We start from the raw sequence: 24,206 nt of genomic DNA on the forward strand, positions 1-24,206 counted from the left end.
GTGCGTCGATTCGCGGTACGAGCGGTCCGGTGCCGCGTCCGCCGGGAAGGCAATCGTATGCGAAACCCGTTCGCTCGGGCGGGGAAGCGCTGCTAGGCATGGGCTATGACGATAGAAATACGGGCTCTCGCGTCCGCCGACTGGGACCAGTGGCTGGCGACGCTGGAGCTGGGGTTCGGGGGTGTGCCCGTCTCGGCGGAGCAGCGGGAGCTGTGGCGGGAACTGTTCGACACCGGGCGGCCCGTGGCGGCGTGGGAGGACGGCGAGGTGGTCGGGACGGCCGGGGCGGTCGCGTTCCGGCTGACGGTGCCGGGCAGCGCGGCGGTGGCCGCGGCGGGCGTGACGACGGTGAGCGTGCCGCCCACGCATCGCCGCCGGGGCATCCTGCGGTCGATGATGCGGCGTCAGCTTTCGGACTTCCGGTCCTGGGGCGAGCCGCTCGCCATCCTGGTGGCCTCGGAGCCGGCCATCTACGGCCGGTTCGGCTACGGCGGCGCGACCCGCTCGCTCAGCGCCGAGATCGACACCAATCTGGTGCGGCTGGCGGTGCCGGCGGGCGCCGATGACGTACGGCTGCGGCTGCGCCCGGCGGACACGGACGAGGCGCGCGCGGTGTGCGAGTCGGTGTACGCGCGGCGGGTCGGGGCGCGGCCGGGCATGCTGGCGCGGCAGCCGGGCTGGGACCGGCAGGTGACGTTCGATCCGGAGTCCCGGCGGGAGGGGGCCTCGCCGCTCCAGTGCGTGCTGGCGGAGGCCGGCGGCGAGACCGTGGGGTACGCGCGCTACGCGGTGCGTCCGGGGTGGACGCCGGCCGGGCCGGACGGCACGGTGCTGCTGCGCGACATCGAGGCGCTGACCCCGGCCGCGTACGCCGCACTGTGGCGCTATCTGTTCGGCATTGATCTGACGACGAGGATTTCCGTCCAGAGCCGACCGGTCGATGACGCCTTGCTGCATCTCGTGAGCGATGACCGGCGGTGCCGGCTCGGGGTGCGGGACTCGCTGTTCGTACGGCTGGTGGACGTGGGGGCGGCGCTCGCGGCGCGTACGTACCAGACGCCGGTGGACGTGGTCCTGGACGTGGCGGACCCCTTCTGTCCCTGGAACGAGGGGCGTTGGCGGCTGACCGGCGACGCCAAGGGCGCCTCCTGCGAGCGGACCGACGAGCCCGCCGATCTGGAGCTGTCCGTACGGGAGCTGGGCGCGGCCTATCTGGGCGGCGTGTCGCTGACGGCGCTGGCCGCCGGGGGCCGGGTGCGGGAAGCGCGGGAGGGCGCGCTGGCGGAGGCGGCGGTGGCCTTCGGCAGCGCGGTGGCCCCCTGGCTGCCGCACAGTTTCTGAACGGCGCCGGGCCGAACCTGGCGGCGGGGCCTAACGCCGCTGGCACTCCGGGCACCAGAAGAGGTTGCGGGCGGCGAGGTCGGCGGTGCGGATCTCGGTGCCGCAGATGTGGCACGGCTGCGCGGCGCGCCGGTAGACGTAGACCTCGCCGCCGTGGTCGTCGACGCGCGGCGGGCGGCCCATGGCCTCCGGCAGGTGGTCCGGACGCACCGTGTCGATGCGGTTGGCGCGGACGCCCTCCCGCATCAGCGTGACCAGGTCCGACCAGATGGCGTCCCATTCGGAGCGGGTGAGATCGCGGCCCGCCCGGTACGGGTCGATGCCGTGCCGGAACAGGACCTCGGCGCGGTAGACATTACCGACGCCCGCGATCACCTTCTGGTCCATGAGCAGCGCGGCCACGCTCGTGCGGCTGCGGGAGATCCGCTCCCAGGCGCCCTCGCCGTCGTCGGCCGCCCGCAGCGGGTCGGGGCCGAGCCGCTCGTGTATGGCCGCCTTCTCCCCGTCGGTGATCAGCGCGCAGGTGGTGGGCCCGCGCAGATCCGCGTACGCGCGGGGGTTCGCGAGCCGCAGCCGTACGGTCGCGGTCGGCGGCGGCGCGGGCGCGTCGCCGAAGCCGAGCTTGCCGAAGAGGCCGAGGTGGATATGGACCCAGCCGGTCGCGCCGAAGCCCAGGAAGAGGTGTTTTCCGTGCGCCTCGGCCGAGGTCAGCTCCCGGCCGTCGATCAGCGCGGCGCTGTCGGAGAACTTGCCCTGCGGGCTGCTCGCCCGCACCGGCCGGCCCGCGAAGAGCTCGCGGTGGTCCTCGGCGAGGCGGTGGATGGTGTGGCCCTCGGGCACGGTCCGTCCTTCGGCGACAGGGGCGGCGGGGTCGCTGCGGTGGCAGGGGTGTCGGCGGCGACCGGGGCGGGGGGCCGCTGCGTTGGCGGGGGGGCGGCGGCGGAGGCAGCGGGGACGGCCGGGCCGCCACAGCAGCGGCGGCCCGGCCGTCCCAAGGGCCGGAGTTACGGCTGGGGGTGGTGCGCCGGGATGGGCGGCAGCTCCCCCGTCGCCTCGTACGCGCTCAGCATCTCGATGCGCCGGGTGTGCCGCTCCTCGCCCGAGTACGGCGTGCCGAGGAAGATCTCGACGAACCGGGTCGCCTCTTCCTCGGTGTGCATCCGGCCGCCGATGGACAGGACGTTGGCGTCGTTGTGCTCGCGGCCGAGCTGGGCGGTCTGCTCGCTCCAGGCCAGCGCGGCCCGTACGCCCTTGACCTTGTTGGCGGCGATCTGCTCGCCGTTGCCGGAGCCGCCGATCACGATGCCCAGGCTGTCGGGGTCCGCGGCGGTCCGCTCGGCGGCCCGCAGGCAGAACGGCGGATAGTCGTCCTGGGCGTCGTAGATGTGCGGACCGACGTCGACGGGGTCGTGGCCGTGGGCCTGGAGCCATTCGACGAGGTGGTTCTTGAGTTCGTAACCGGCATGGTCGGAGCCGAGGTACACGCGCATGGCGTCGAGTGTGGCACGACGGGGGCCGGGTAAGCGTCGCAGGGTCCCGCTACCGAGGGTGAATACAGCATTACGGATCAGGGGCTTCCGCAAGACACCTTTGGAAAGTTGTAATGCGTGGACCCGAAAACCGCCGCATGCGGATTTCGGACGCCGTCCTGCCGAAGACTGCAGCTAAGGAACGTGCACATACATGAGCGCGACACCACCGATTACGACAAAGGCGTCGACCACCGGTGATCCGAGCAGCACCTCAGATTCTCATGAACCTCAAGACAGCCTCAAGGCCGGATTGAAGAATCGGCATCTTTCGATGATCGCCATTGGCGGTGTCATCGGGGCGGGCCTGTTCGTCGGGTCCGGTGCGGGCATCGCCAAGGCGGGACCGGGCATTCTCATCTCGTACGCGCTCGCCGGCCTGCTGGTCGTTCTCGTGATGCGGATGCTCGGTGAAATGGCCGCCGCCGACCCGGCCTCCGGTTCCTTCTCCGCCTACGCGGACCGCGCGCTCGGCCGCTGGGCCGGATTCACGATCGGCTGGCTGTACTGGTTCTTCTGGGCCGTGGTGCTCGCCGTCGAGGCGACGGCCGGGGCGACCATCCTCAACGGGTGGATACCGGCCGTGCCGCAGTGGGGCTGGTCGCTGATCGTGATGATCGCCCTGACCGCCACCAACCTCGTCTCGGTCGGCTCGTACGGCGAGTTCGAGTTCTGGTTCGCCGGCATCAAGGTGGTGGCGATCGGCGTGTTCATCCTCGTCGCCGCGCTCGCCGTCTTCGGGGTGCTGCCGGACACCCACGCCGTGGGCCTCTCCAACCTGACCGGCGAGGGCGGCTTCCTGCCGAACGGACCGGGCACGATCCTCTCCGGCATGCTGCTCGTCGTCTTCTCCTTCATGGGCAGCGAGATCGTCACGCTGGCGGCCGGCGAGTCCGAGAACCCCGAGAAGATGGTCGCCAAGGCCACCAACAGCGTGATCTGGCGCATCGGCATCTTCTACCTGGGCTCGATCCTGCTCGTCGTGACGCTGCTGCCGTGGAACGACCCGGAGATCGTCAAGGTCGGCCCGTACGTCGCCGTGCTCAACGACATCGGCATCCCGCACGCCGGCACCGTCATGGACGTCATCGTGCTGACCGCGGTGCTCTCCTGCCTCAACTCCGGCCTCTACACCGCCTCCCGCATGGCGTTCTCGCTCGGTCAGCGCGGTGACGCGCCCAAGTCCTTCGGCCAGGTCGACAAGCGCGGCGTGCCCGCCGTCGCGATCTGGTCCTCGGTGGCCTTCGGCTTCGTCGCGGTGATCTTCAACTACACCTCGCCGGACACCGTCTTCAACTTCCTGCTCAACTCGTCCGGCGCGGTCGCGCTCTTCGTCTGGCTCGTCATCTGCTTCTCGCAACTGCGGATGCGCCGGGTCATCGAGCGCGAGATGCCCGAGCGGCACACGGTCAAGATGTGGTTCTTCCCGTATCTGACCTACGCGACCATCGCGCTGATCATCTTCGTGGTGGGCTACATGTTCTACGACGACGCGGGCCGCAAGCAGATGATCATGTCCGTGGTGGTGGGCGCGCTGGTGCTGGCCGTCGGCCTGCTCCTGGACCGCCGCCGTCACCGGATGCGGAACGAGTCCTCGGCCCGCGAGTAGACATCGAGGGCGGTGGCGCGCACGGGGTCGAGATACCAGACGCTGAGCTGGTACGTACGGCCCCCTCGCGTGAAGCCGAGCTGTTGGCCGTGGCCCGGCCGACCGCCCTGGAGGAAGGCGTACTCCCAGATCACGGCCGGGTTGCCGGCGAACGTGGTGCGTTCCAGCCGCTGCTTCCGGTAGCCCGGCCGGCCCTGGTAGTCCCGCTCGAAGCGCTGCCAGTGCGTCAGCAGGTCCTCCGTCGTACGGCCCTGGGAGGCGGACAGCTCGATCGTGCCGTCCTTGGGGCTGTAGCTGATGTCGCCCGGGCTGCGCTCGGTGCGGTTCCAGCCGCCGGGCGGGGACCAGCTGAAACCCTCCTCCTCGCGGCGCGCCGCGGCCGTGTCCGCCGCCCGCGAACCGCTCGCCGACAGGCTCGGTTCCCGCGGGGAGGCCGCGCCGCTTCGCGCGGCCGAGGAGCCGGCGGACCCGGCGGACCGTGAAGAAGCCGCGCCGCCGGTGTCCGGCCCTCGCAGGGCGAAGGCCACCCCGGCCGCGATCGCCGCGACCGCGACCACCGCGGCGGCGGCCAGCACCGCCGTCCTGCGGCGCGCCCGGCCCGGGGGGCCGCTGTCGCGCACCGGCGCGTCGGCGACGGTGGGGTCATGGGGTACGACTGGCGGCTCCTGGGGCGGTGATACGGGCGGCGGTTCGGCCCCCTCGGGTGGTGATACGGGCCGTACGGGCAGTGGCGCGGGCTCCGCGGGCGGCGACAAGGGCCGTACGGGCGGAGGCTGTTCGGCGAGGACCGTCGGCGGGTGCGGGCGGGGCTCGGGCTCCGGCTCGGCCAGCGGGGCCAGTTCCCGCTCCGTCCCGTCGAGCGTCGGCCGCTCCCCCGGCTCCTTCCTCAGCAGCTCCGTCAGCAGCCCCCGCAGCGGGCCCGCCGCGTCCGGGATGTCGGGCTGCTCGTACAGCACGGCGTGCAGCGTGGCCAGCGTCGTCGCCCGCGTGAACGGCGAGCGGCCGCCGACCGCGGCGCACAGCGTGGCGCCGAGCGACCACAGGTCCGAGGGCGGGCCCTGCTCCCGGCCCTCGACGCGCTCCGGGGCCATGTACTCCGGCGAGCCGACCAGCGTGCCGGCCATGGTCAGGGCCGCCGCGTCCTGCATCGCTGCGATCCCGAAGTCCGTGAGGACGATCCGGCCGCGCACGGTGAGCAGCACGTTGCCGGGCTTGATGTCGCGGTGCAGCACGCCGACGGCGTGCACGGAGCGCAGCGCGCGGGCCAGGCCGAGCCCGATCCGGGCGGCCTCGCGCGGCTCCACCGGGCCGTCCTGTGTCAGGACCTGTTCCAGCGACCGGGCGTCCACCAGCTCCATCACGATCCACAGCCGGTCGTCCTCCTCCGCCACGTCGTAGACGCGCACGACGTTGGGGTGGTCGATGCGGGCCGTGGCCCGCGCCTCGCGCAGACTGCGTTCGCGCTGAACGGCGCTGTCCTCGCCGACGAGTTCGCCGATGCGGATCTCCTTGGCGGCCACCGGCCGGCCGAGCACTTCGTCGTGGGCGCGCCACACGCGGCCCATTCCGCCCCGGCCGATCAATTCCAGCAGCCGGTAGCGGTCGACCACCAATCGCCCCTGCACCTCGCCGCTCTGGTTTCCCACCAGGCCCGCCCCCATTACGGAATCGGCTTCCGTACCCCTCGCGAACGCAATCTTGTGGTACCTATTCAAATACTTCTGTAGAGACTACAGATAGGGGGGAACGAAAATGCGACGAAGTAATCAGCGGCGATCCTTATGGGTCGTGGCGGCCGCCGGAACGGTGCTGCTGCTGCCCTTCGAGGCGCTGGCCGCCGAGCCGTCGCCCGGCAGCAGCGCGGGAGGCAGTCCGGGGGCGAGCGCCCCGGCGGGTTACAAGGTCAGCACGGAGCTGCCGGCCAAGATCTCCGTGGACAGGGAATCCGGGAAAACCACGCTGTCCGCACAGGTCACCAATGAGGGGGCCAAGGACACCGGCGCGATACGGCTCAGTGTGGTGGGGTTCGAGGGGATGCGCATCAACGCCGTCAAGGGCTGCACGGCCATCCCGACCGCACAATTGCCACCGGGTTCGAACAGCGGATTCGCCTGCGCCATCGATAAACTGGCCGCGGGAAAGAGCCGCGACTACCAGGTCGACGCGAGCTTCGATCTGAACAGGACCGGGCAGATCTGCCTCCCGGTCACCCTCGGCAACACCAAGACGCTGCTGTGGCAGCAGGGCCCGGTGCAGTTCGGCACCACGGACACCAGCTCCGACGCGCCCGACACCCCGCTGCTGCTCGGCACGCGCAACGTGCCGGCCGACTCGGCGGGGCAGCGCCCCAGCCCCGGCCCGGGCAAGGGCGACCTGCCCAGTACGGGCACGCCCTCGTCCCTCCCGCTGACCGGCGGGATCGCCGTGGTGCTGCTGGCCACGGGCGCGGCGGGCATCTGGCTGACGACCCGTAAGAACGGCCGGGACTGAGCACGGCGCCGCGCTCCGGGCCCGGCGCGCGGCGGGCCCGTGACAGACACCGGGGCCCGCGCCCGATCACTCGGACGCGGGCCCCGGCCCGTACGGACGCCCGCACGGCAGCCCGTACGGACGTACGTCCCGTGGTCAGCCGCGGCGGCCGAGCAGCTTCCAGGCGGCGGGCAGCGCGCCCATCGCGAGCGCGGCCTTGAGCGCGTCGCCGATGAGGAACGGGGTGAGGCCGGCGGCGACGGCCGCGGAGAGCGAGATGTGCGTGCTCAGCGCGAGGTAGGGGACGCCGATTCCGTAGATCAGCGCGGAGCCGAGCGCCATGGCGCCCGCGGTGCGCAGCGGGGAGCGGTCGGCGCCGCGGCGGGCGAGGGAGCCGACGACGGTCGCGGCGAGCAGCATGCCCAGGACGTAGCCGAAGGTCGCGCCGCCCGCGCCCGCGGCGCCGTTCGCGAACCAGGGCATGCCGGCCATGCCGATCAGGGCGTACAGCGCGAGGGAGAGGAAGCCGCGGCGGGCGCCGAGGGCGGTGCCGACCAGCAGGGCGGCGAAGGTCTGGCCGGTGACCGGGACCGGGGAGCCCGGCACCGGGACGGCTATCTGCGCGGCGACGCCGGTGAGGACGGCGCCGCCGAGGACGAGGGCCGCGTCGCGGACGCGGGCCCGGGCGCCGGTGGTGGCGGGGAGCAAATCGGCGAGGACCGTACCGGTCCGGGAAGCTGTGGCGGCGGCGGTGGCCATCGGTACTCCGCGGGGTCGAGGGCGATTGACGACAGTGCGACGTTAGCGGAGGGGTTCTCCGCGATCACCGTATGGCGGCGACAAAGCCGCGCGGCCGGTCTTGGAGAGTTCCGATCGCTGCTGTGATTTCCGGGTCTGCCTGGGGTTTCGCGGGTTCCCGCGGGTCGCGTGAGGCTCGTCACGCGGCGCCGGGGGTTTGCGCCGTGCGGCCGGGCGCGGGGACACTGTGGTCCTTCTGACCACACTTCGGTCCCTCTGACCACACTCGCCTCGGGAGTCACGAGCGTTATGCAGCAGGACGCAGCACCTGCCGTCGAGTCCCGTACCGGCGGCCCGAGAGAGCCGCTGGCCGGCGGGCTCAAGCAGCGCCATATGACGATGCTCGGGCTGGGCGGGGTGATCGGCGCCGGGCTGTTCGTGGGCTCGGGCGCGGGCATCGCCGTCGCGGGGCCCGGCATCGTCGTCTCGTATCTGATCGCGGGCGCGCTCGCGATGCTGGTGATGCGGATGCTCGGCGAGATGTCCGCGGCGATGCCCGCCTCGGGCGCGTTCTCGGTGCACGCGGAGCGGGCGCTGGGGCGGTGGGCCGGCTTCTCGGTGGGCTGGCTGTACTGGTTCATGCTCGTCGTCGTCCTGGCGGTGGAGGCGACGGGCGCGGCGCAGATCGCGAACGGCTGGGTGCCGTCGGTGCCGCAGTGGGCGTGGGTGCTGCTGTTCATGGTGGTGTTCACCGGGGCCAACCTGGCGGCGGTGCGCAACTTCGGCGAGTTCGAGTTCTGGTTCGCGACGCTCAAGGTCACCGCGATCGTCCTGTTCCTGGCGCTGAGCCTGCTGGCGATCTTCGGACTGCTGCCCGACACCCACGCCGTGGGGCTCACCAACCTCACCGGGCAGGGCGGTTTCCTGCCGAACGGCTGGAGCGGGGTGACCTCCGGCGTGCTCGCCGTGGTCTTCGCCTTCGGCGGCCTGGAGGTCGTCACGATCGCGGCCGCCGAGTCGGACGACCCGGGGCGCGCGGTGGGCCGGGCGGTGCGCAGCGCCGTGTGGCGCATCCTCTTCTTCTACGTCGGCTCGATGCTCGTCATCGTCGCCCTTCTGCCCTGGTCCTCGATGCGGCCGGGGAAGAGCCCGTACGTGGCGGTGCTGGACGCGATCGGGGTGCCGGCCGCCGGGCAGATCATGAACATCGTGGTGTTCGTGGCGCTGCTGTCCGCGCTCAACGCCAATCTCTACGGGTCGTCCCGGATGGTCTTCTCGCTGGCCGAGCGCGGGGAGGCGCCGCGCGCGCTGCTGGCGGTGGCCCGCGGCGGGGTGCCGCGGCGGGCGGTGCTCGCGTCGGTCGCGTTCGGCTTCGTCTCCGTGCTGCTGAATCTGAAGTGGCCGGATTCGATCTTCCAGTACCTGCTGAACGCGGTCGGCGCGGTGCTGCTCTTCGTGTGGGGGCTGATCGCCGCCTCGCAGTTGCGGCTGCGCCGCCGGCTGGAGCGCGAGCTGCCGTCGGGGCTCGCGCTGCGGATGTGGGGTTTCCCCTGGCTGACGTGGGCGGCGCTGGCCGCGATGGCGACGGTGCTGGTGCTGATGGTGTTCGACGACTCGGCCCGGCCGCAGCTCCTGTGGTCGGCGGGGGCCACGGGCGTGGTGCTGGTGGTGGCGCTGGTGCGGGGGTTCCGGTCTGACGACACGTCAGGTACGCACAGTCACCATCGGGACTGAATATCGAACACCTCTGTCACGCCTGTTGTCCTGAGCGGACAGTCGCCCCACACTGAGGTCCCTCCTTACCGATCTCACGCCTGAGGACTGCCACGACCATGACTCGGACACCTGCGTCCTCCGCGCATGAGCGCGAGGTCGCCGACGCCACCGGCGTCCCGACCGCGCCCGGCGACGCATCACTGTCGAACGGCCTCAAACAGCGCCACCTGTCGATGATCGCGCTGGGCGGGGTGATCGGCGCGGGCCTCTTCGTGGGGTCGGGCGCGGGCATCGCCAAGGCCGGGCCGGGCATCGTGCTCGCGTACGCGATATCCGGGCTGCTGGTGATGCTCGTGATGCGGATGCTCGGCGAACTGTCGGCGGCCAACCCGGCCTCCGGCACCTTCTCCGTGCACGCCGAGCGCGCCATGGGCCCGTGGGCCGGGTTCACCGCGGGCTGGATGTTCTGGGTCGAGCTGTGCGTGGGCATCGCGGCCGAGGCGATAGGCGCGGCGGCCATCATGGTCTCGTGGTTCCCCGGCACGTCCTCGTGGATGTGGGTGCTGCTGTTCATGGTCCTCTTCTGCGGCACGAACCTCGCCGCGGTGGGCAACTTCGGCGAGTTCGAGTTCTGGTTCGCGACGCTGAAGGTCGGCGCGATCGGCATCTTCCTGCTGCTCGGCGTGCTCGCCATCCTCGGCGTGCTGCCGGGCACCGGCTCGCCGGGGGCGGACAACCTCACCGGCGCCGGCGGCTTCCTGCCGAACGGCCTGAACGGCCTGATCGTCGGCCTGCTGGCGTCCGTGTTCGCGTACGGCGGCCTGGAGACGGTGACGATCGCCGCGGCCGAGTCGGAGCACCCGGTACGGGGCGTCGCCAAGGCGGTCCGCACCGCGATGTGGCGCATCGCCCTCTTCTACGTCGGCTCGATGCTGGTGGTCGTCACGCTGATCCCGTGGGACGACAAGGCGGTCGTCAAGGACGGCCCGTACGTCGCGGTCCTCAACCACCTGGACATCCCGGCGGCCGGTCAGATCATGAACGTCATCGTGCTGATCGCCCTGCTCTCCGCGATGAACGCCAATATCTACGGCGCGTCCCGGATGGCGTACTCGCTGGTGGCCCGCGGCCAGGGCCCCAAGTTCCTCGGCCGCACCTTCAACGGCGTGCCCCGGCTGACCGTGCTCGCCTCCTCCGCCTTCGGCTTCTTCGCGGTGCTGCTCAGCTACTGGTGGCCGGACACGGTCTTCAAGTGGCTGCTCTACATGACCGGCGCCGCCGTGCTGGTGGTGTGGGCGTTCATCGCCGCCACCCAGTTGCTGTCGCGCAGCCGGCTGGCGCGCGAGGCGCCGGAGCGGCTGGTCGTGCGGATGTGGTTCTTCCCGTACCTGACCTGGATCGCCCTGATCGCCATCCTCGGGGTGCTGGCGCTGATGCTGCGCGAGGAGGACACCCGGCTCCAACTCTACTTCACCGCCGGGCTGACGGCCGTACTGGCACTCATCGGGTACGTGCGGCAGCGGGCGGTGACCGCGCGGAACTGACGCCGCGTAAGCGCCGGCTTCCCCCCGCGCGCACGTCCCTGACCTGGGGCGGGGTAGGTCCTGATCTTCAGGACCTACCCCGCCTCGGTCTTTTGTCGCAGGACGCCACCCTTTCCCGCGTTTGAATCGCTCCTGCTGGTAGCGTCTACCTGCAAGTTAATTGCAACACGCAGTCGGAGAGGGCTCGGCATGGCCATCTACACACTTCCTGAACTCCCGTACGACTACTCGGCGCTGGCTCCGGTCATCAGCCCCGAAATCATCGAACTGCACCACGACAAGCACCACGCGGCGTACGTCAAGGGTGCGAACGACACCCTGGAGCAGCTTGAGGAGGCCCGGGACAAGGACCAGTGGGGGGCGATCAACGGCCTGGAGAAGAACCTGGCCTTCCACCTCTCCGGCCACATCCTGCACTCCATCTACTGGCACAACATGACCGGCGACGGCGGCGGCGAGCCGCTGGACAAGGACGGCGTGGGCGGCCTCGCCGACGCCATCGCGGAGTCCTTCGGCTCCTTCGCCAAGTTCAAGGCGCAGCTCACCAAGGCGTCGGCCACCACGCAGGGCTCCGGCTGGGGCGTCCTCGCCTACGAGCCGGTCACCGGCCGCCTCATCGTCGAGCAGATCTACGACCACCAGGGCAACGTCGGCCAGGGCTCGGTCCCGATCCTGGTCTTCGACGCCTGGGAGCACGCCTTCTACCTTCAGTACAAGAACCAGAAGGTGGACTTCATCGAGGCGATGTGGCAGGTCGTCAACTGGCAGGACGTGGCCAAGCGCTACGCCGCCGCCAAGGAGCGGGCCAACAACCTGCTGCTCGCTCCGTGACGAACGGCGCCGCACGGCGCCGCTCCGGAGAACGTCCTGCCTCGTGATCGTCTTCTCAACCTTCGCCTGGCAGGCGGATCAAGGAAGGGCCCCCGCGAGGACATGACTCGCGGGGGCCGTTCTGTATGCGGCGCGCGTGCACAGCGTACGAACCCAGGGGGCCGCTCAGTCGAAGATCGGGCCCTTGGTGCGGGTGCGTTTGAGTTCGAAGAACCCGGGGAGGGAGGCGACCATCAGGGTGCCGTCCCACAGTTTCGCCGCCTCTTCGCCCTTGGGGGCCGGGGTGACGACGGGGCCGAAGAAGGCGATGCGCTCGCCGTCGGGGCCCGGCACGGCGATGATCGGCGTGCCGACGTCCTGGCCGACCAGGTCGATGCCCTCCTTGTGCGAGGCGCGCACCGCGTCGTCGTACGCGCCGGAGTCCATGGCATCGGCCAGGTCCGCCGGCAGCCCGGCGTCCTCCAGCGCCGCCAGGATCATGTCGCGGCCCCGCCCCATCCGGTGGAGGTGGATGCGGGTGCCGAGCGCGGTGTAGAGCGGGGCCAGCACCTCGTCGCCGTACCGCTGGGCCGCCGCGACGCATACCCGCACCGGGCCCCAGCCGGTGTCGGTGAGGCCGACGTACCTCTCGGGCAGTTCGTCGAGCTTGTTCTCGTTGAGCGCGGACAGGCTCATCACATGCCAGCGCACCTCGACCGGGCGGACCTTCTCCACTTCGAGCATCCAGCGGGAGGTCATCCACGCCCACGGGCAGAGCGGGTCGAACCAGAAATCGGCGGGGATCTTGACGGTCTCGGACACGGGCACTCTCCTTGTCGGGACACCGCCGGGCGCCAACGGCCTCGGTCAGCGATTCAACAACCTGGCACCGTGCCATGATTCCAAGTGTTCGGCAGACGAAACGCAGTGGAAACGCAGACGCAGCAAAGGGAGACACGTCGTGCCCGGTGAGAACCTGACCCGTGACGAGGCCCGCGAGCGGGCCCGCCTGCTGACCGTGGAGAGCTACGACGTGGCGCTCGATCTGCGGTCCGCCGTCGGGCCGGGCGGCGGCGCCGAGCCGGGGGCGCCGCGCGTCTTCCGCTCCGTGTCCACCATCCGCTTCGACTGCGCCGAGCCGGGCGCCGCGACCTTCGTGGACCTCCTCGCCCCGTCGGTGACCAGGGTCGAGCTGAACGGCACGGAGCTGGACCCGGCCGCCGTCTTCGACGGCTCGCGCGTCGCGCTGGAGGGGCTGGCCGCCAAGAACGTGCTGGTGGTGGACGCCCAGTGCGCGTACAGCCGGACCGGCGAGGGCATGCACCGCTTCACCGACCCCGAGGACGGCGAGGTCTACCTCTACACGCAGTACGAGCCCGCCGACTCCCGCCGCGTCTTCGCCTGCTTCGAGCAGCCCGACCTGAAGGCCCCGTTCGCCTTCGAGGTGACCGCCCCGGCCGAGTGGACCGTGCTGAGCAACGGCGCGCAGGACGGCGAGCCGGCCCCCGCCGAGGCCACCGCGGCCGGTACGGCCGCCGCCACCTGGCGCTTCGTCCGTACACGGCCGATCTCCACGTACATCACGGCGGTCGTCGCCGGCCCGTACCACTACGTCCGCGACCACTACCGCCGCACCCTCGACGACGGCAGCACCCTGGAGATCCCGCTCGGCGCGCTCTGCCGCAAGGGGCTGGCCAAGCACTTCGACGCCGAGGACATCTTCACCGTCACCAAGCAGGGCCTGGACTTCTTCCACGACCACTTCGACTACCCGTACCCCTTCGGCAAGTACGACCAGGCGTTCGTGCCGGAGTACAACATCGGGGCGATGGAGAACCCGGGCTGCGTGACCTTCCGCGAGGAGTTCGTCTTCCGCGGCAAGGTGACGCAGGCGTCGTACGAGGGCCGGGCCAACGTCATCCTGCACGAGATGGCGCACATGTGGTTCGGCGACCTGGTGACCATGCGGTGGTGGGACGACCTGTGGCTCAAGGAGTCGTTCGCCGACTTCATGGGCGCGTTCGCGCTGGTCGAGGCGACCCGGTTCAAGGACGGCTGGATCACCTTCGCCAACCGCCGCAAGTCCTGGGCGTACCGCGCCGACCAACTGCCCTCCACGCACCCGGTCACCGCCGACATCGACGACCTCCAGGACGCCAAGCTCAACTTCGACGGCATCACCTACGCCAAGGGCGCGTCCGTGCTCAAGCAGCTCGTGGCGTACGTGGGGCGCGACGCGTTCCTCGAAGGCGCCCGGCGCTACTTCAAGCGCCACGCGTACGGCAACACCACCCTGGAGGACCTGCTCTCCGTGCTCGCCGAGACCTCCGGCCGCGACATGGCCGGCTGGGCGCGCTCCTGGCTCCAGACCGCCGGCGTCAACTCGCTCACCCCGCAGGCCACCTACGACGCCGCCGGACGCCTCACCGAACTGGCCGTGCTCCAGGAGGCCGCCGAGTCCCACCCCGAGCTGCGCCCGCACCGCGTCGCCGTCGGCCTCTACCGCCGCGAGAACGCCGACGGGAAGCTCGTCCGCTACGCCCGTGCCGAAGTGGACGTCTCCGGACCCCGCACGGTCGTCGGCGAGCTGGCCGGGGCCGAGCGCCCCGAGCTGATCCTCGTCAACGACGACGACCTGACGTACTGCAAGGTCCGCTTCGACGAGGGATCGCTGGCCACGCTCCGCGCGCACCTGGACGAGCTGACCGACCCCCTCGCCCGCGCCCTGTGCTGGTCCGCGCTGTGGAACATGACGCGGGACGCCCTGATGCCCGCCCGCGACTTCCTCGACCTGGTGCGCCGGTTCGGCGGGGCCGAGACCGACATCGGCGTGCTCCAGATGCTCCACGCCTGGGCGCAGACCGCGCTCACCCACTACACCGCTCCCGAGGGGCGGTCCGAGGGCGGCCGGCTGCTCGCCGAGGCGACGCTGAGCGAGCTGCGGCTCGCCGAGCCCGGCAGCGGCCACCAGCTCGCGTGGGCCCGGTTCTTCGCCCAGGTCGCGGGCGAGAACGCCGATCTGCAACTGCTGCGCGGCCTCCTCGACGGGACCGCGAAGATCGACGGGCTCGACGTGGACCAGGAGCTGCGCTGGACGCTGCTGGAACCGCTCGCCGCGCACGGCGTGGCCGACGAGAGCGTGATGGCCGCCGAGCTGGCCCGCGACGACACCGCCTCCGGCAAGCGCCACCAGGTCCGCTGCCTGGCCGCGCGCCCCTCGGCGGCCGTCAAGGACCAGGCGTGGGCGACGGTCGTGGAGTCCGACGCGCTCTCCAACGCGCTGGTCGAGGCCACCATCTCCGGCTTCGGCCAACCCGGCCAGCGCGAACTCCTCGCGCCGTACGCGCCGAAGTACTTCGCGGCCATCGACCGCGTCTGGCGGGAGCGGTCCATCGAGATCGGCATGGCGATCGTCCGCGGGCTCTTCCCGGCCCTCCAGGACGACCCGGCGACGCTGGCGGCGGCCGACGCCTGGCTCACCGAGCACCCCGCCGGCGACACCCCGGCGGCCCTGCGCCGGCTGGTCCTGGAGGAGCGCGACGACCTGGCGCGCGCCCTGCGCGCCCAGGAGTGCGACGCGGCGGCCGGGGACCGCTGAGCGACGGCCCGTACGGATGCCGGGCGGGGTGGGCGCCCCGTCCGGCCGTTCGGGCGCCGGACGCCCGCCGGGGTGTTTTCGGCAGTCGAACGCCCGTACTTTAGGGCGGCCTTGTCCTGATTTGCCGACGAGCGTGTAACAGCGGTTAGGAGACGGACGGCGCGCGGGAATCGCCGGTTCATGGACCACGACACCCCGCTCTCCGCGCGCCCTCCACGCCCCCTCGACACGGTGCGGCGGCGCGTGCTGACCACCCGGCAGTTGCGCGAGTACGGCGTCGGCGGCGCCGAGGCCGCCGACCGCTGCCGCCCGGGAGGCCCCTGGCAGCAACTGCTGCCGGGGGTCTTCCTGCTCCACCCCGGGCCGCCCACCGGCGAGGAGCGGCTGCACGCCGCGCTGCTCTACACCGCCCACCGGCCGCAGGGCGTGCCGTCGCAGTCCCGGCGCGCGGGATCGGCGGCCGGGCCGGGCCCGTACGGCGAGGCGATGGTCACCGGCCTGGCGGCGCTCGCGCTGCGCCGGTTCGCCGCCGCTCCCCCGCTGCTCTCCCTGGACCGGATCGGCGTGCTCGTGCCGCGCACCCGCCGGCTGCGTTCCACCGGGTTCGTGCAGGTCGTACGGGCCGTGGAGCTGCCGGAGCCGCAGGAGGTCACCGGGGTGCCGGTGGCCCCCGTGCCCCGTGCGCTCGCCGACGCGGTCACCCGGCTCCAGGAGCCGGTCGCCGTGCGGCGGCTGCTGACGGAGGCGGTGCGCGGCAGCCACTGCGAGGCGGGCGCCGCGGTGCGGGAGCTGGCCCGGGCCCGGCTGCTGACCCGGCCGCACGTGGTCGACGCCGTGGACTCCCTGCTCGCGGAGGGGCGGGCGATCGCGGAGGCGGCGCTGTACGCCATGGTGCGCGGGCACGGGCTGCCCGAGCCCGTGTGGAACGTCGAACTGCGCACGGCCGGCGGCCCGTCGCTGGGCGGCGTGGACGCGTACTGGCCCGAGCAGGCCGTGGCGGTGGAGATCGATGTGCGCTCGCCGTGCGCCGAGGCGGACGCGGACGCCGTGCGCCGCGACCGCGCCCGCCGCCGGGAACTGCTGGAACGGCTCGGCATCACCGTCGTCCACCTCTCGCCGACCCGGCTGCGCGAGGCGCCGGCGGAACAGGCCGCGGTGGTCCGCACCGCCCTGATCACGGCGGAGGACCGCGACCCGGCCGCGTACGTGGTGGTGTTGCCGAGGTGAGAGCCTGTGTCATATCCCTGGTCGGAACAGCGCACGGCGTCTGGTGCGTGCGATCGCAAGGCGCCGGAAGGTCCTCGTAGCGGAGCTACTAGGGCGCGGCCGGCCGGGCCGTACGAAGCGTCTCGGGCCCGGGTCAGCGCAGTGTGGCGAGCGCCTTGTTCAGCGGTGATCCGGGCTTCGGGGCCGGGGCCTTGCCGCAGTACTCGGCCTCCATCACGGAGCCCCACTCGCCCGCCCAGTCGCCGTTGAGGTTGAAGGCGGCGGTGTGGCGGCCGTCCGGGGTGGCGGTCGCCAGGGAGAGCGAGCCGTGGATGCCGCCGTCGTGCAGCCAGATCTCCTTGCCGCAGGGAAGCTTCGCCCAGGCGACGCCGAGGCCGTAGCGGAAGGAGGTGTTGGCGGGGTCGACGGCGACGGTGGTCAGCAGCTCCTTCTGCTGCTTCGGCTCCAGGAGTTCGCCGCCGATCAGCGCCCGGTAGAAGCGGTTGAGGTCGCCGGTGGTCGAGATGATCTCGCCGGCCGAGCCGCCCCAGGAGGGGTTCAGCTCGGTGACGTCGTGGATCTTGGCGTTCGGCTCGGCGGTGAGCGGGCTGTACGCGCGTCCGTGCGGGTTCGGCATCCTGGCCGAGGTGCCGGGCAGCGAGGTGGCGCGCAGCCCCAGCGGCTCGATGATCCGCCGCTCGATCTCGGTGGCGTACGAGTGGCCGGTCACCTTGGCCACGATCATCCCGGCGAGGATGTAGTTGGTGTTGGAGTAGTTCCAGGCGGTGCCGGGCTTGAAGTCCGGCTTGTGCGACATGGCGATGGACACCAGCCGCTCGGGGGTGCTGGTGTCGTAGCGGTGCTTGAGGAAGCCGTCGGTGAGCTCGTGGACCATGGCGGGGTCCGTGGTGTAGTTGAAGATCCCGCTGGTGTGGTTGAGGAGCTGGCGGACCGTGATCTTGCTGCCGTCGTTGCCGTTGCCCTGGACCACGCCGGGCAGCCAGTGCTCGACGGTGTCGTCGAGGTCGAGCTCCCCCTCGGCCTCCAGTTGCAGCAGGACGGTGGAGACGAACGCCTTGGTGATGCTGCCGATCCGGAAGCGGTCGGCGGCCTTGCGGGGGCGCTCCGTTCTGAGGTCGGCGACGCCCGCCGCGCCGTTCCAGGTCCCGTGCTCGTCCCGCGCCTGCCCCAGGGAGCCCGGCGCTCCGGCCGCCACCTGGGCGTCCATGGCCCGCTGGGTGGCGGCGTGGCCGTGGCCCCGGGCGGTCTCCGCCTGTGCGGGGGCGGCGAGCGCCGCCACGGTCAGCGCGGCGCTCACCGCCGCGCCTATCAGTCCGTTCCTTACCGTGCGCGTGGTCATGTGGATTCCTCCAACGGTTGCGGACATGCAACCGAGAGGACTCCGGGACGGCCCGTACCGTTGCTTCACCCTCCGTGAGGGGCGGCGGAAGCGGCCACGGGTGCGGGCGTGGGTACGGGCGCAGGCGGCGGATCAGCGGCGGGGCAGCAGGAGTTCGGTGTTGCGGTCCCCGAGTGTGCCTGCGAGGTCGGTGCTCCGGCCCGGCGCGTTGAAGGCGAGTTCGCGGTAGAGGGCGGCCAGGCCGGTCTGGGAGAGGTCGTGGAAGTCGGTGCGGTACGGGGCGGCCGACTCGACGAGGGTGGTGAAGAGGGAGACGGTGCCGTCGTGGTTGTCCGTCACCTCGATGACGCGCGCGAGCTGGGGGTAGTCGACGTGCGAGGCGGTGGAGATCTCCCAGAAGGTGCCGCGCGGGGCGATCTTGTTCCGGTGGCTGTGGCCGTTGATCCAGGCGAGCACGTTGCGGTGGCGGCGGAGCACGGCGAGCAGTTCGTCGCCCTCGTGCCGGGCCTCGCGCGGGTGGGCCGGGTCGGGCGTCGCGTTGTTCATGCTCCAGCTCGGGTGGTGGCTGAAAATGAGCGCGTACCGGTCCTGGTGCTCGGTCAGGGTCCGTTCCAGCCAGCGGAGTTGCGCGGTGCCCAGCGACCCCTGGTAGTGGCCGCCGGGGTCGGTGGAGTCGAGGCTGATGCCGATGACGCGGTCGGAGACCGGGAACGCGTAGTAGAGGGTGCCCGCGTCGAGGTTGTCCTTGCCGTAGCCGTGGCCGACGGGGCCCGCGCCGGTGTGCGCCGGGTCGAGGTGGGCCGCCAGGTAGTCGCGGACGGTGGTGGGGGCGCGGCGCGGGTCGGGGGTGATGGTGCGGGTGTCCCCGCGGTGGGCGCGCAGCAGTTCCTCGATGCGCTTGCCCTTGGGGTCCACGCCGCCGGCCTCGCCGTCGATGATGCGCTTGGCCTCGGCGGCGCCGATGATCTGGAGCTTGCGGTCGCCGGTGGCGACGTCGGCTATGAAGCTGCCGACGCCGGGGTAGCAGCCGCCGGAGAGCCCGTCGTGGTTGCCGTAGGTGGAGTACCAGGGGATGGCGAGGCCGGGGCTGTTGACGGTGCGGGTGGCGGCGGCGAGATAGCCCGGCAGGTGCGGGAAGCCGCGCTGCTTGTCGGCGTCGCGCAGCGGGCTCTCGGGGTGCCAGAACAGTTTCAGGCCGCTGTTCTGCACGCCTTCGTAGTGGGTGGGGTGGCCGGTGTTCGGGGTGATCCGGCCGCCGGACATGGCGGTGAGGAACCAGTCCAGTTCGGCCTTCGAGTTGTTGTCGCCGTTGTCGCCGGTGGTCATGGCGAAGGAGAGCGGCGAGCCGGTGGCGGGGCCGGTGCGCAGCGCGTTGACGCGCTCGATGAGCGAGACGACGCCGGGCATGGTCAGCGCCTCGTGGGGCCGCCAGGAGCCGGTGTTGCCGGCCCGGAAGAACTCGTAGCGCAATGGGTGCTGCACATCGGTGAGGTGCAGGTCGGTGAATTGCACGAAGGAGGCGACGGTGGTGCGGCGGTCGGCCCGGCCCTTCTTGGCGGCGGCGAGGTCCGTGCGGGTCTGCCGGGGCCAGCCGGGGCCGTCGCCGAGTCTGCGGAACGGGCCGCTGCCGCGCGGGGCGGCCACGGAGGCGAGCGTGGTGCCCTTCACCGAAGGCGCGGCGGGGAGGGTGTGGACGTTGCGGGCGGCGGCCCCGAGCCGCTCGGCGGCGCCGGGCGGAACGGGCGGGGACGCGGTCGCCGAGCCGCCGCCGGGCCCGAACGCGAGGCCGAGCCCGGTGGCGGCGCCGACGGCGCCCGTGGCGGTGAGGAACGTACGGCGGTCGACGGCGGCGGCTGCGGAGCGGATGCGGGACCTGCGTGACATGCGCTGTCTCCCCGAGTGCGAACGCGAATGCGGCCGGCGGCCGTGGCCGGCCCGTCACACAGGATCGTTGGCATCGGGGATGACCTGAGCGTTAACGCGGTGGCAACGGCCGCCGCCGATCGCTTCACATCGATCTTGGCGGGTGCGAATCGCCATACGGGGCTCGCCGAATGGAGCGGCGGCGCTCACACGGAGTTCACCGGGCGCGGGAACGCGCCGGGCGCGCCACCCCCGGCAGTCGGACGTCAGGCAGCGGGCAGCGGGGCGGACAGCGGGCCGCTCAGAAGAACCCGCACGTGGGCGCCTCCACCACCGGCGCCGCCAGCCCCTCCGCGCCCGACGGGGCGAAGAGCTCCAGCCGGATGCCGTCCGGGTCGTGGAAGAAGACTCCGCCGGACGGCGTGCCCTGGCCGTGCGGCACGACGCCCTCGTAGTGGAAGTCCGCGCCGATGGAGCGCAGCACGGCCTCGGCGGCCCGTACGTCCTCGATCCGGTCGACCTCGAAGGCGAGGTGGTGCAGCCCGGAGCGGTCGCCGTCGTACGGGCCGCCGGCCTGCTGCCAGAGCGTGACGGCCAGCTCCCCGTCGCGGCCGAGGAAGGCGAAGCGGCGGCCCTCGCCCGCGTCGGCCGCGCCCTCGCGGAGCACCTCGAAGCCGAACACGCGGGTGTAGAAGGCGATCGAGCGGTCGATGTCGGTGACGTTGAGGCCGACGTGCCCGGTGCGCAGCTTGGCCGAGGCCATGGGGTTCCCCTCCCGCCGGGAGCGGCCCGGGCCGCTCCCGGCCGCCCGTCGCCGACGACAGTAGGAGCGGTCTTCCAGGGGGGTCAACCGGCGCACGGCCGCTGACCGCTTGACGGCTTTATTGCCGTTTCCTCACCTGTGGCACATGGCGGATTTACGCCATCATTACTTTGGGCCCCCGACAACCCTCCCCAAACAGCCATCACTTGCGTGAAAGTGATCGGTCATCCGGTCCCGATATCCGGATTCCGGATGTCGGGCCTTCCTGAACGAAGAAGGACGCGATGACCCCTGACCCTCAGCACCCGTCCGCCGGCGGCGCGAGACGCACGGCCCGAATAGCGGTCGCCGCGGGCCTGGTGGCCGCGCTCGCCGCGCCGATCCCCGCGCTGGCCGCGGGCCATGGCCCGGGCGCGAGCCCCGACCCCGGCCCCGCCAAGACGGCCGCGGCGCCCAAGCTCGGCCCGCACGACGCCCAGTTGCTCGCCGACGCCAAGGCGGACGGCGACAAGAACGTCACGCTGATGATCGCCACCGCCCCCGGCCGGACCGCCCAGGTCGCCGGGGAGCTGGACGCGGTCGAGGGCGGCTCGGTGGGGCGTACGTACGACAAGCTCGGCTACGTACGGGCCACCGTGCCGACATCCCAGGCGGACGCCGTCATCGCCAAGGCGCAGCGCCTCGACTCCGTGCACGGCATCGATCTCAAGCAGGAGATCAGGCTCCCGGACCCGACGCCGCGCGGCGACGCGGCCGAGGGCGTGAAGGCGGCGCGGACGGGCAAGGCCGCGTACCCCGCGCCCGGCAAGCGCACCCCCGCCAAGAACCCGTACCAGCCGGCCTTCGAGACCGGCGCCGTAGACTTCGTCGAGGACCACCCCAAGGCCGACGGCCGGGGCGTGACCATCGGCATCCTCGACTCGGGCGTCGACCTCGGCCACCCGGCGCTCGCGAAGACCACCACCGGCGAACGCAAGATCACCGACTGGGTGACGGCCACCGACCCGATAGTGGACCAGGACGGCACCTGGCGGCCGATGACGACGTCCGTCACCGGCCCCGCCTTCTCCTTCAACGGCCGTACGTACCGGGCGCCCGAGGGCTCGTACAAGGTCAGCCTCTTCCGGGAGAGCGCGACCGCCGGCGGCGACATGAAGGGCGACCTCAACCGGGACGGCGACACCACCGACTCGTGGGCCGTGCTCTACGACCCCGCCAAGGGCACCGTCCGCGTCGACCTCGACGACGACGGCGACTTCGGCAATGACGAGGAGATGCGCCCGTACAAGGAGAACCACCAGGTCGGCTACTTCGGCAAGGACGACCCGGCCACCCCGATCGCCGAGCGCATCCCCTTCGTCGTGGAGATCCGCAAGGACGTGCCGATGGACCCGTACGGCGGCGACTGGACGGGCAAGAAGGCCGACTTCGTCAACATCGGCGTCGTCGAGTCCGAGCACGGCACGCACGTCGCGGGCATCACCGCCGCCAACGGGCTCTTCGGCGGGCGGATGAACGGCGCGGCGCCCGGCGCGAAGCTCGTCTCCTCTCGCGCCTGCACCTGGAGCGGCGGCTGCACCAACGTCGCGCTCACCGAGGGCATGATCGACCTGGTCGTGAACCGGGGCGTCGACATCGTCAACATGTCGATCGGCGGGCTGCCGCCGCTCAACGACGGCAACAACGCCCGCGCCGAGCTCTACACCCGGCTCATCGACACCTACGGCGTCCAGCTCGTCATCTCCGCGGGCAACGACGGGCCCGGCGTCAACACCATCGGCGACCCGGCCGTCGCGGACAAGGTGATCAGCGTCGGCGCGTCCGTGTCGAAGGACACCTGGGCGGCCGACTACGGGTCCGTGGTGGACACGAAGTACGCGATGATGCCGTTCTCCTCGCGCGGCCCGCGCGAGGACGGCGGTTTCACGCCGACCCTGACTGCGCCGGGGGCGTCCGTCAACACCGTGCCCACGTGGGAGCCGGGCGCCCCGGTCGCCGAGGCCGGCTACGCGCTGCCGCCGGGCTACGCGATGCTCCAGGGCACCTCGATGGCGGCCCCGCAGGCCACGGGCGCGGCGGCGCTGCTGCTCTCCGCGGCAAAGGAGCGCCACCACGCCCTCCCGCCGGCCGAGCTGCGCACGGCGCTGACCTCGACCGCCAAGAAGATCAAGGGCGTCCAGGCGTACGCGCAGGGCGCCGGCCTCATCGACGTGAACGAGGCGTGGGAGGCGATCCGGGACGGCGTGAGCGTCCAGGAGTATGCGGTCAAGGCGCCGGTGAAGACGTCGCTGGCCGGTTCGCTCAAGACGCCCGGGTTCGGCACGGGGCTCTACGACCGTGAGGGCGGCCTGAAGACCGGCGAGAACCGGACGTACGACATCAGCATCACCCGCACCACTGGGCCCGACCGCCCCATCTGGCACGAGCTGGGCTGGAAGAACAACGACGGCACGTTCCGCATCGTCGGCGACGACGAGGTCAAGCTGCCGCTGAACCGGCCGGTCACCGTCAAGGTGCGCGCCAAGGCCCGTACCGCCGGGGCGCACAGCGCGATCCTCACCGTGAACGACGACCACACCTGGCCCGTCGACAAGCAGATCCTGACGACGGTCGTGGCCGCGCAGCCCCTCGCCAAGCCGTCGTACACGGTCAAGGAGTCGGGAAGCGTCCAGCGCAACGCCACCACCTCGTACTTCGTGAACGTGCCGAAGGGCGCCAAGACGCTGGAGGTCGCCATGAGCGGCCTGCGGTCCGGCAGCCAGACCCGGTGGATCGCCATCAGCCCGTACGGCGTCCCGGCCGACCCCACCTCCACGCCGAACTGCTACCCCAACTACCCGAACCCGGCCAACACCTGCCGCCCCGAGCTGCGCTCGTACGCGGACCCGCTGCCCGGCGTCTGGGAGTTCGAGGTCGAGTCCCGCCGCACGTCGCCGCACCTGGACAACCCCTACACGCTGACGGCCACCGCCCTCGGCGTGGCCTTCGACCCCGCCGAACGCACCATCCCCGAGGCCAAGGCCGGCACGCCGACCACCGTCTCCTGGACCGCCGCCAACGGCTTCGCCCCCATCGAGGGCGCCCTGCGCGGCGGACAGCTCGGCTCGTCGGTGACCGACCGGCCCACGATCAAGCAGGGCGAGACCCGCACCACCAAGGTCACCCTGGGCGCCGGCGTCACCCGCCTCGACGCGTCCATCGGCCACGTCTCCGACGCCAAGGCCGACCTCGACCTGAGCGTCTACAAGGACGGCAAGGTCGTCGCCTCCTCGACCAAGGGCGACTCGGAGGAGTCCGTCTCCCTGACGAAGCCCGCCGCCGGCGAGTACACCATCGAGGTGTCCGGCTACTCCGTGCCGGCCGGCTCCACCGCCTACGACTACCGCGACGTCTACTTCGCCCCCTCCCTGGGCGAACTCCGCACCAACACCTCCCAGCCCATCCACCTGCCCTCCGGCGCCAAGGCCGCCGTCACCGCCGAGGTCATAGCGGCCTCCGCCCCACCCGCCGGCCGCGCCCTCTTCGGCGAGGTCCAGCTCCAGAACGCCACCGGCACGGTGGCCGGGAGCGGCGCGGTGAAGATCGAAAAGGTGGTGGGGTAACGCACTGAGCAGGACCGGGGCGGGCGCGCACAGGGGCGCCCGCCCCGGCCCCTGCGCG

17 protein-coding genes are annotated in these 24,206 nt (G+C 71.9%); 9 read left to right on the top strand and 8 right to left on the bottom strand.

The features are described 5' to 3' along the window. Nucleotides 1–105: 105 nt before the first annotated feature. The gene (locus IF55_RS07170) at nt 106–1,341 is read left to right on the top strand and encodes a GNAT family N-acetyltransferase (RefSeq protein WP_030890017.1); all 1,236 of its coding nucleotides are present in this window, start codon (nt 106–108) and stop codon (nt 1,339–1,341) included. 30 nt (nt 1,342–1,371) lie between these two features. Here the strand turns inward: IF55_RS07170 and IF55_RS07175 are convergent, their stop codons facing one another. Further along, a complete protein-coding gene (locus IF55_RS07175; protein WP_030890013.1) occupies nt 1,372–2,181 on the bottom strand; it encodes an Fpg/Nei family DNA glycosylase in 810 nt (269 codons plus the stop codon). 164 nt (nt 2,182–2,345) lie between these two features. Further along, nucleotides 2,346–2,831, bottom strand: a complete 486-nt coding sequence (locus IF55_RS07180) for a ribose-5-phosphate isomerase (RefSeq protein WP_030890010.1) — start codon at nt 2,829–2,831, stop codon at nt 2,346–2,348. A gap of 193 nt (nt 2,832–3,024) precedes the next feature. Here IF55_RS07180 and IF55_RS07185 point away from each other — a divergent pair, with 193 nt between their 5' ends. Next, the gene (locus IF55_RS07185; RefSeq protein ID WP_030890007.1) at nt 3,025–4,479 is read left to right on the top strand and encodes an amino acid permease; all 1,455 of its coding nucleotides are present in this window, start codon (nt 3,025–3,027) and stop codon (nt 4,477–4,479) included. Here IF55_RS07185 and IF55_RS07190 read toward each other — a convergent pair. Further along, the gene (locus IF55_RS07190) at nt 4,443–6,125 is read right to left on the bottom strand and encodes a serine/threonine-protein kinase (protein WP_245661083.1); all 1,683 of its coding nucleotides are present in this window, start codon (nt 6,123–6,125) and stop codon (nt 4,443–4,445) included. The genes IF55_RS07185 and IF55_RS07190 overlap by 37 nt on opposite strands. 142 nt (nt 6,126–6,267) lie before the next feature. Here IF55_RS07190 and IF55_RS07195 point away from each other — a divergent pair, with 142 nt between their 5' ends. Beyond that, entirely contained in the window at nt 6,268–6,969 is a 702-nt protein-coding gene (locus IF55_RS07195) for a hypothetical protein (RefSeq protein ID WP_245661084.1), read from the top strand. Nucleotides 6,970–7,104: 135 nt separating this feature from the next. On the opposite strand, the gene IF55_RS07200 is transcribed toward IF55_RS07195, so the two are convergent. After that, a complete protein-coding gene (locus IF55_RS07200; protein WP_030889997.1) occupies nt 7,105–7,707 on the bottom strand; it encodes a biotin transporter BioY in 603 nt (200 codons plus the stop codon). A 288-nt stretch (nt 7,708–7,995) separates the two neighbouring features. Here IF55_RS07200 and IF55_RS07205 point away from each other — a divergent pair, with 288 nt between their 5' ends. The 3 genes from IF55_RS07205 to IF55_RS07215 all read left to right on the top strand — a co-directional run bounded on the left by IF55_RS07205 (nt 7,996) and on the right by IF55_RS07215 (nt 11,777). Next, on the top strand, nt 7,996–9,420 hold the full coding sequence (locus IF55_RS07205) for an amino acid permease (RefSeq protein ID WP_048831622.1): 1,425 nt from the start codon (nt 7,996–7,998) through the stop codon (nt 9,418–9,420). 98 nt (nt 9,421–9,518) lie between these two features. Next, nucleotides 9,519–10,946 (top strand): amino acid permease, encoded by a 1,428-nt coding sequence (locus IF55_RS07210; RefSeq protein ID WP_048831623.1) that lies wholly within the window; start codon nt 9,519–9,521, stop codon nt 10,944–10,946. A gap of 189 nt (nt 10,947–11,135) precedes the next feature. Then, a complete protein-coding gene (locus tag IF55_RS07215) occupies nt 11,136–11,777 on the top strand; it encodes a superoxide dismutase (RefSeq protein ID WP_030889992.1) in 642 nt (213 codons plus the stop codon). Nucleotides 11,778–11,942: 165 nt separating this feature from the next. Here the strand turns inward: IF55_RS07215 and IF55_RS07220 are convergent, their stop codons facing one another. Then, nucleotides 11,943–12,578, bottom strand: a complete 636-nt coding sequence (locus tag IF55_RS07220) for a mycothiol-dependent nitroreductase Rv2466c family protein (RefSeq protein ID WP_030889990.1) — start codon at nt 12,576–12,578, stop codon at nt 11,943–11,945. A 139-nt stretch (nt 12,579–12,717) separates the two neighbouring features. Here IF55_RS07220 and pepN point away from each other — a divergent pair, with 139 nt between their 5' ends. Beyond that, complete coding sequence (gene pepN, locus IF55_RS07225; RefSeq protein WP_030889988.1) at nt 12,718–15,354, top strand: aminopeptidase N; 2,637 nt, start codon at nt 12,718–12,720, stop codon at nt 15,352–15,354. Nucleotides 15,355–15,534: 180 nt separating this feature from the next. Then, the gene (locus IF55_RS07230) at nt 15,535–16,581 is read left to right on the top strand and encodes a hypothetical protein (protein ID WP_048831625.1); all 1,047 of its coding nucleotides are present in this window, start codon (nt 15,535–15,537) and stop codon (nt 16,579–16,581) included. Between the two features lie 133 nt (nt 16,582–16,714). Here the strand turns inward: IF55_RS07230 and IF55_RS07235 are convergent, their stop codons facing one another. From IF55_RS07235 to IF55_RS07245, 3 genes are all read right to left on the bottom strand, one after another. After that, nucleotides 16,715–17,920 (bottom strand): serine hydrolase domain-containing protein, encoded by a 1,206-nt coding sequence (locus IF55_RS07235; RefSeq protein ID WP_030889984.1) that lies wholly within the window; start codon nt 17,918–17,920, stop codon nt 16,715–16,717. 132 nt (nt 17,921–18,052) lie between these two features. Next, nucleotides 18,053–19,804, bottom strand: a complete 1,752-nt coding sequence (locus tag IF55_RS07240) for a TIGR03767 family metallophosphoesterase (RefSeq protein ID WP_030889981.1) — start codon at nt 19,802–19,804, stop codon at nt 18,053–18,055. Nucleotides 19,805–20,084: 280 nt separating this feature from the next. Further along, on the bottom strand, nt 20,085–20,546 hold the full coding sequence (locus IF55_RS07245) for a VOC family protein (RefSeq protein WP_030889979.1): 462 nt from the start codon (nt 20,544–20,546) through the stop codon (nt 20,085–20,087). A gap of 284 nt (nt 20,547–20,830) precedes the next feature. Between IF55_RS07245 and IF55_RS07250 the strand changes: the two genes are divergently transcribed. Continuing rightward, on the top strand, nt 20,831–24,148 hold the full coding sequence (locus tag IF55_RS07250) for a S8 family serine peptidase (RefSeq protein ID WP_030889978.1): 3,318 nt from the start codon (nt 20,831–20,833) through the stop codon (nt 24,146–24,148). The last annotated feature ends 58 nt before the right edge of the window (nt 24,149–24,206 follow it).

Origin of the sequence: Streptomyces varsoviensis (genome assembly GCF_000718635.1) — a bacterium.
Taxonomy (GTDB): domain Bacteria; phylum Actinomycetota; class Actinomycetes; order Streptomycetales; family Streptomycetaceae; genus Streptomyces; species Streptomyces varsoviensis.

Coding starts and splice junctions, on each gene's coding strand:
- IF55_RS07250 (WP_030889978.1), top strand. CDS start 20,831: ATGACCCCTGACCCTCAGCACCCGTCCGCCGGCGGCGCGAGACGCACG.
- IF55_RS07240 (WP_030889981.1), bottom strand. CDS start 19,804: ATGTCACGCAGGTCCCGCATCCGCTCCGCAGCCGCCGCCGTCGACCGC.
- IF55_RS07205 (WP_048831622.1), top strand. CDS start 7,996: ATGCAGCAGGACGCAGCACCTGCCGTCGAGTCCCGTACCGGCGGCCCG.
- IF55_RS07170 (WP_030890017.1), top strand. CDS start 106: ATGACGATAGAAATACGGGCTCTCGCGTCCGCCGACTGGGACCAGTGG.
- IF55_RS07185 (WP_030890007.1), top strand. CDS start 3,025: ATGAGCGCGACACCACCGATTACGACAAAGGCGTCGACCACCGGTGAT.
- IF55_RS07245 (WP_030889979.1), bottom strand. CDS start 20,546: ATGGCCTCGGCCAAGCTGCGCACCGGGCACGTCGGCCTCAACGTCACC.
- IF55_RS07215 (WP_030889992.1), top strand. CDS start 11,136: ATGGCCATCTACACACTTCCTGAACTCCCGTACGACTACTCGGCGCTG.
- IF55_RS07230 (WP_048831625.1), top strand. CDS start 15,535: ATGGACCACGACACCCCGCTCTCCGCGCGCCCTCCACGCCCCCTCGAC.
- IF55_RS07180 (WP_030890010.1), bottom strand. CDS start 2,831: ATGCGCGTGTACCTCGGCTCCGACCATGCCGGTTACGAACTCAAGAAC.
- IF55_RS07210 (WP_048831623.1), top strand. CDS start 9,519: ATGACTCGGACACCTGCGTCCTCCGCGCATGAGCGCGAGGTCGCCGAC.
- IF55_RS07235 (WP_030889984.1), bottom strand. CDS start 17,920: ATGACCACGCGCACGGTAAGGAACGGACTGATAGGCGCGGCGGTGAGC.
- IF55_RS07200 (WP_030889997.1), bottom strand. CDS start 7,707: ATGGCCACCGCCGCCGCCACAGCTTCCCGGACCGGTACGGTCCTCGCC.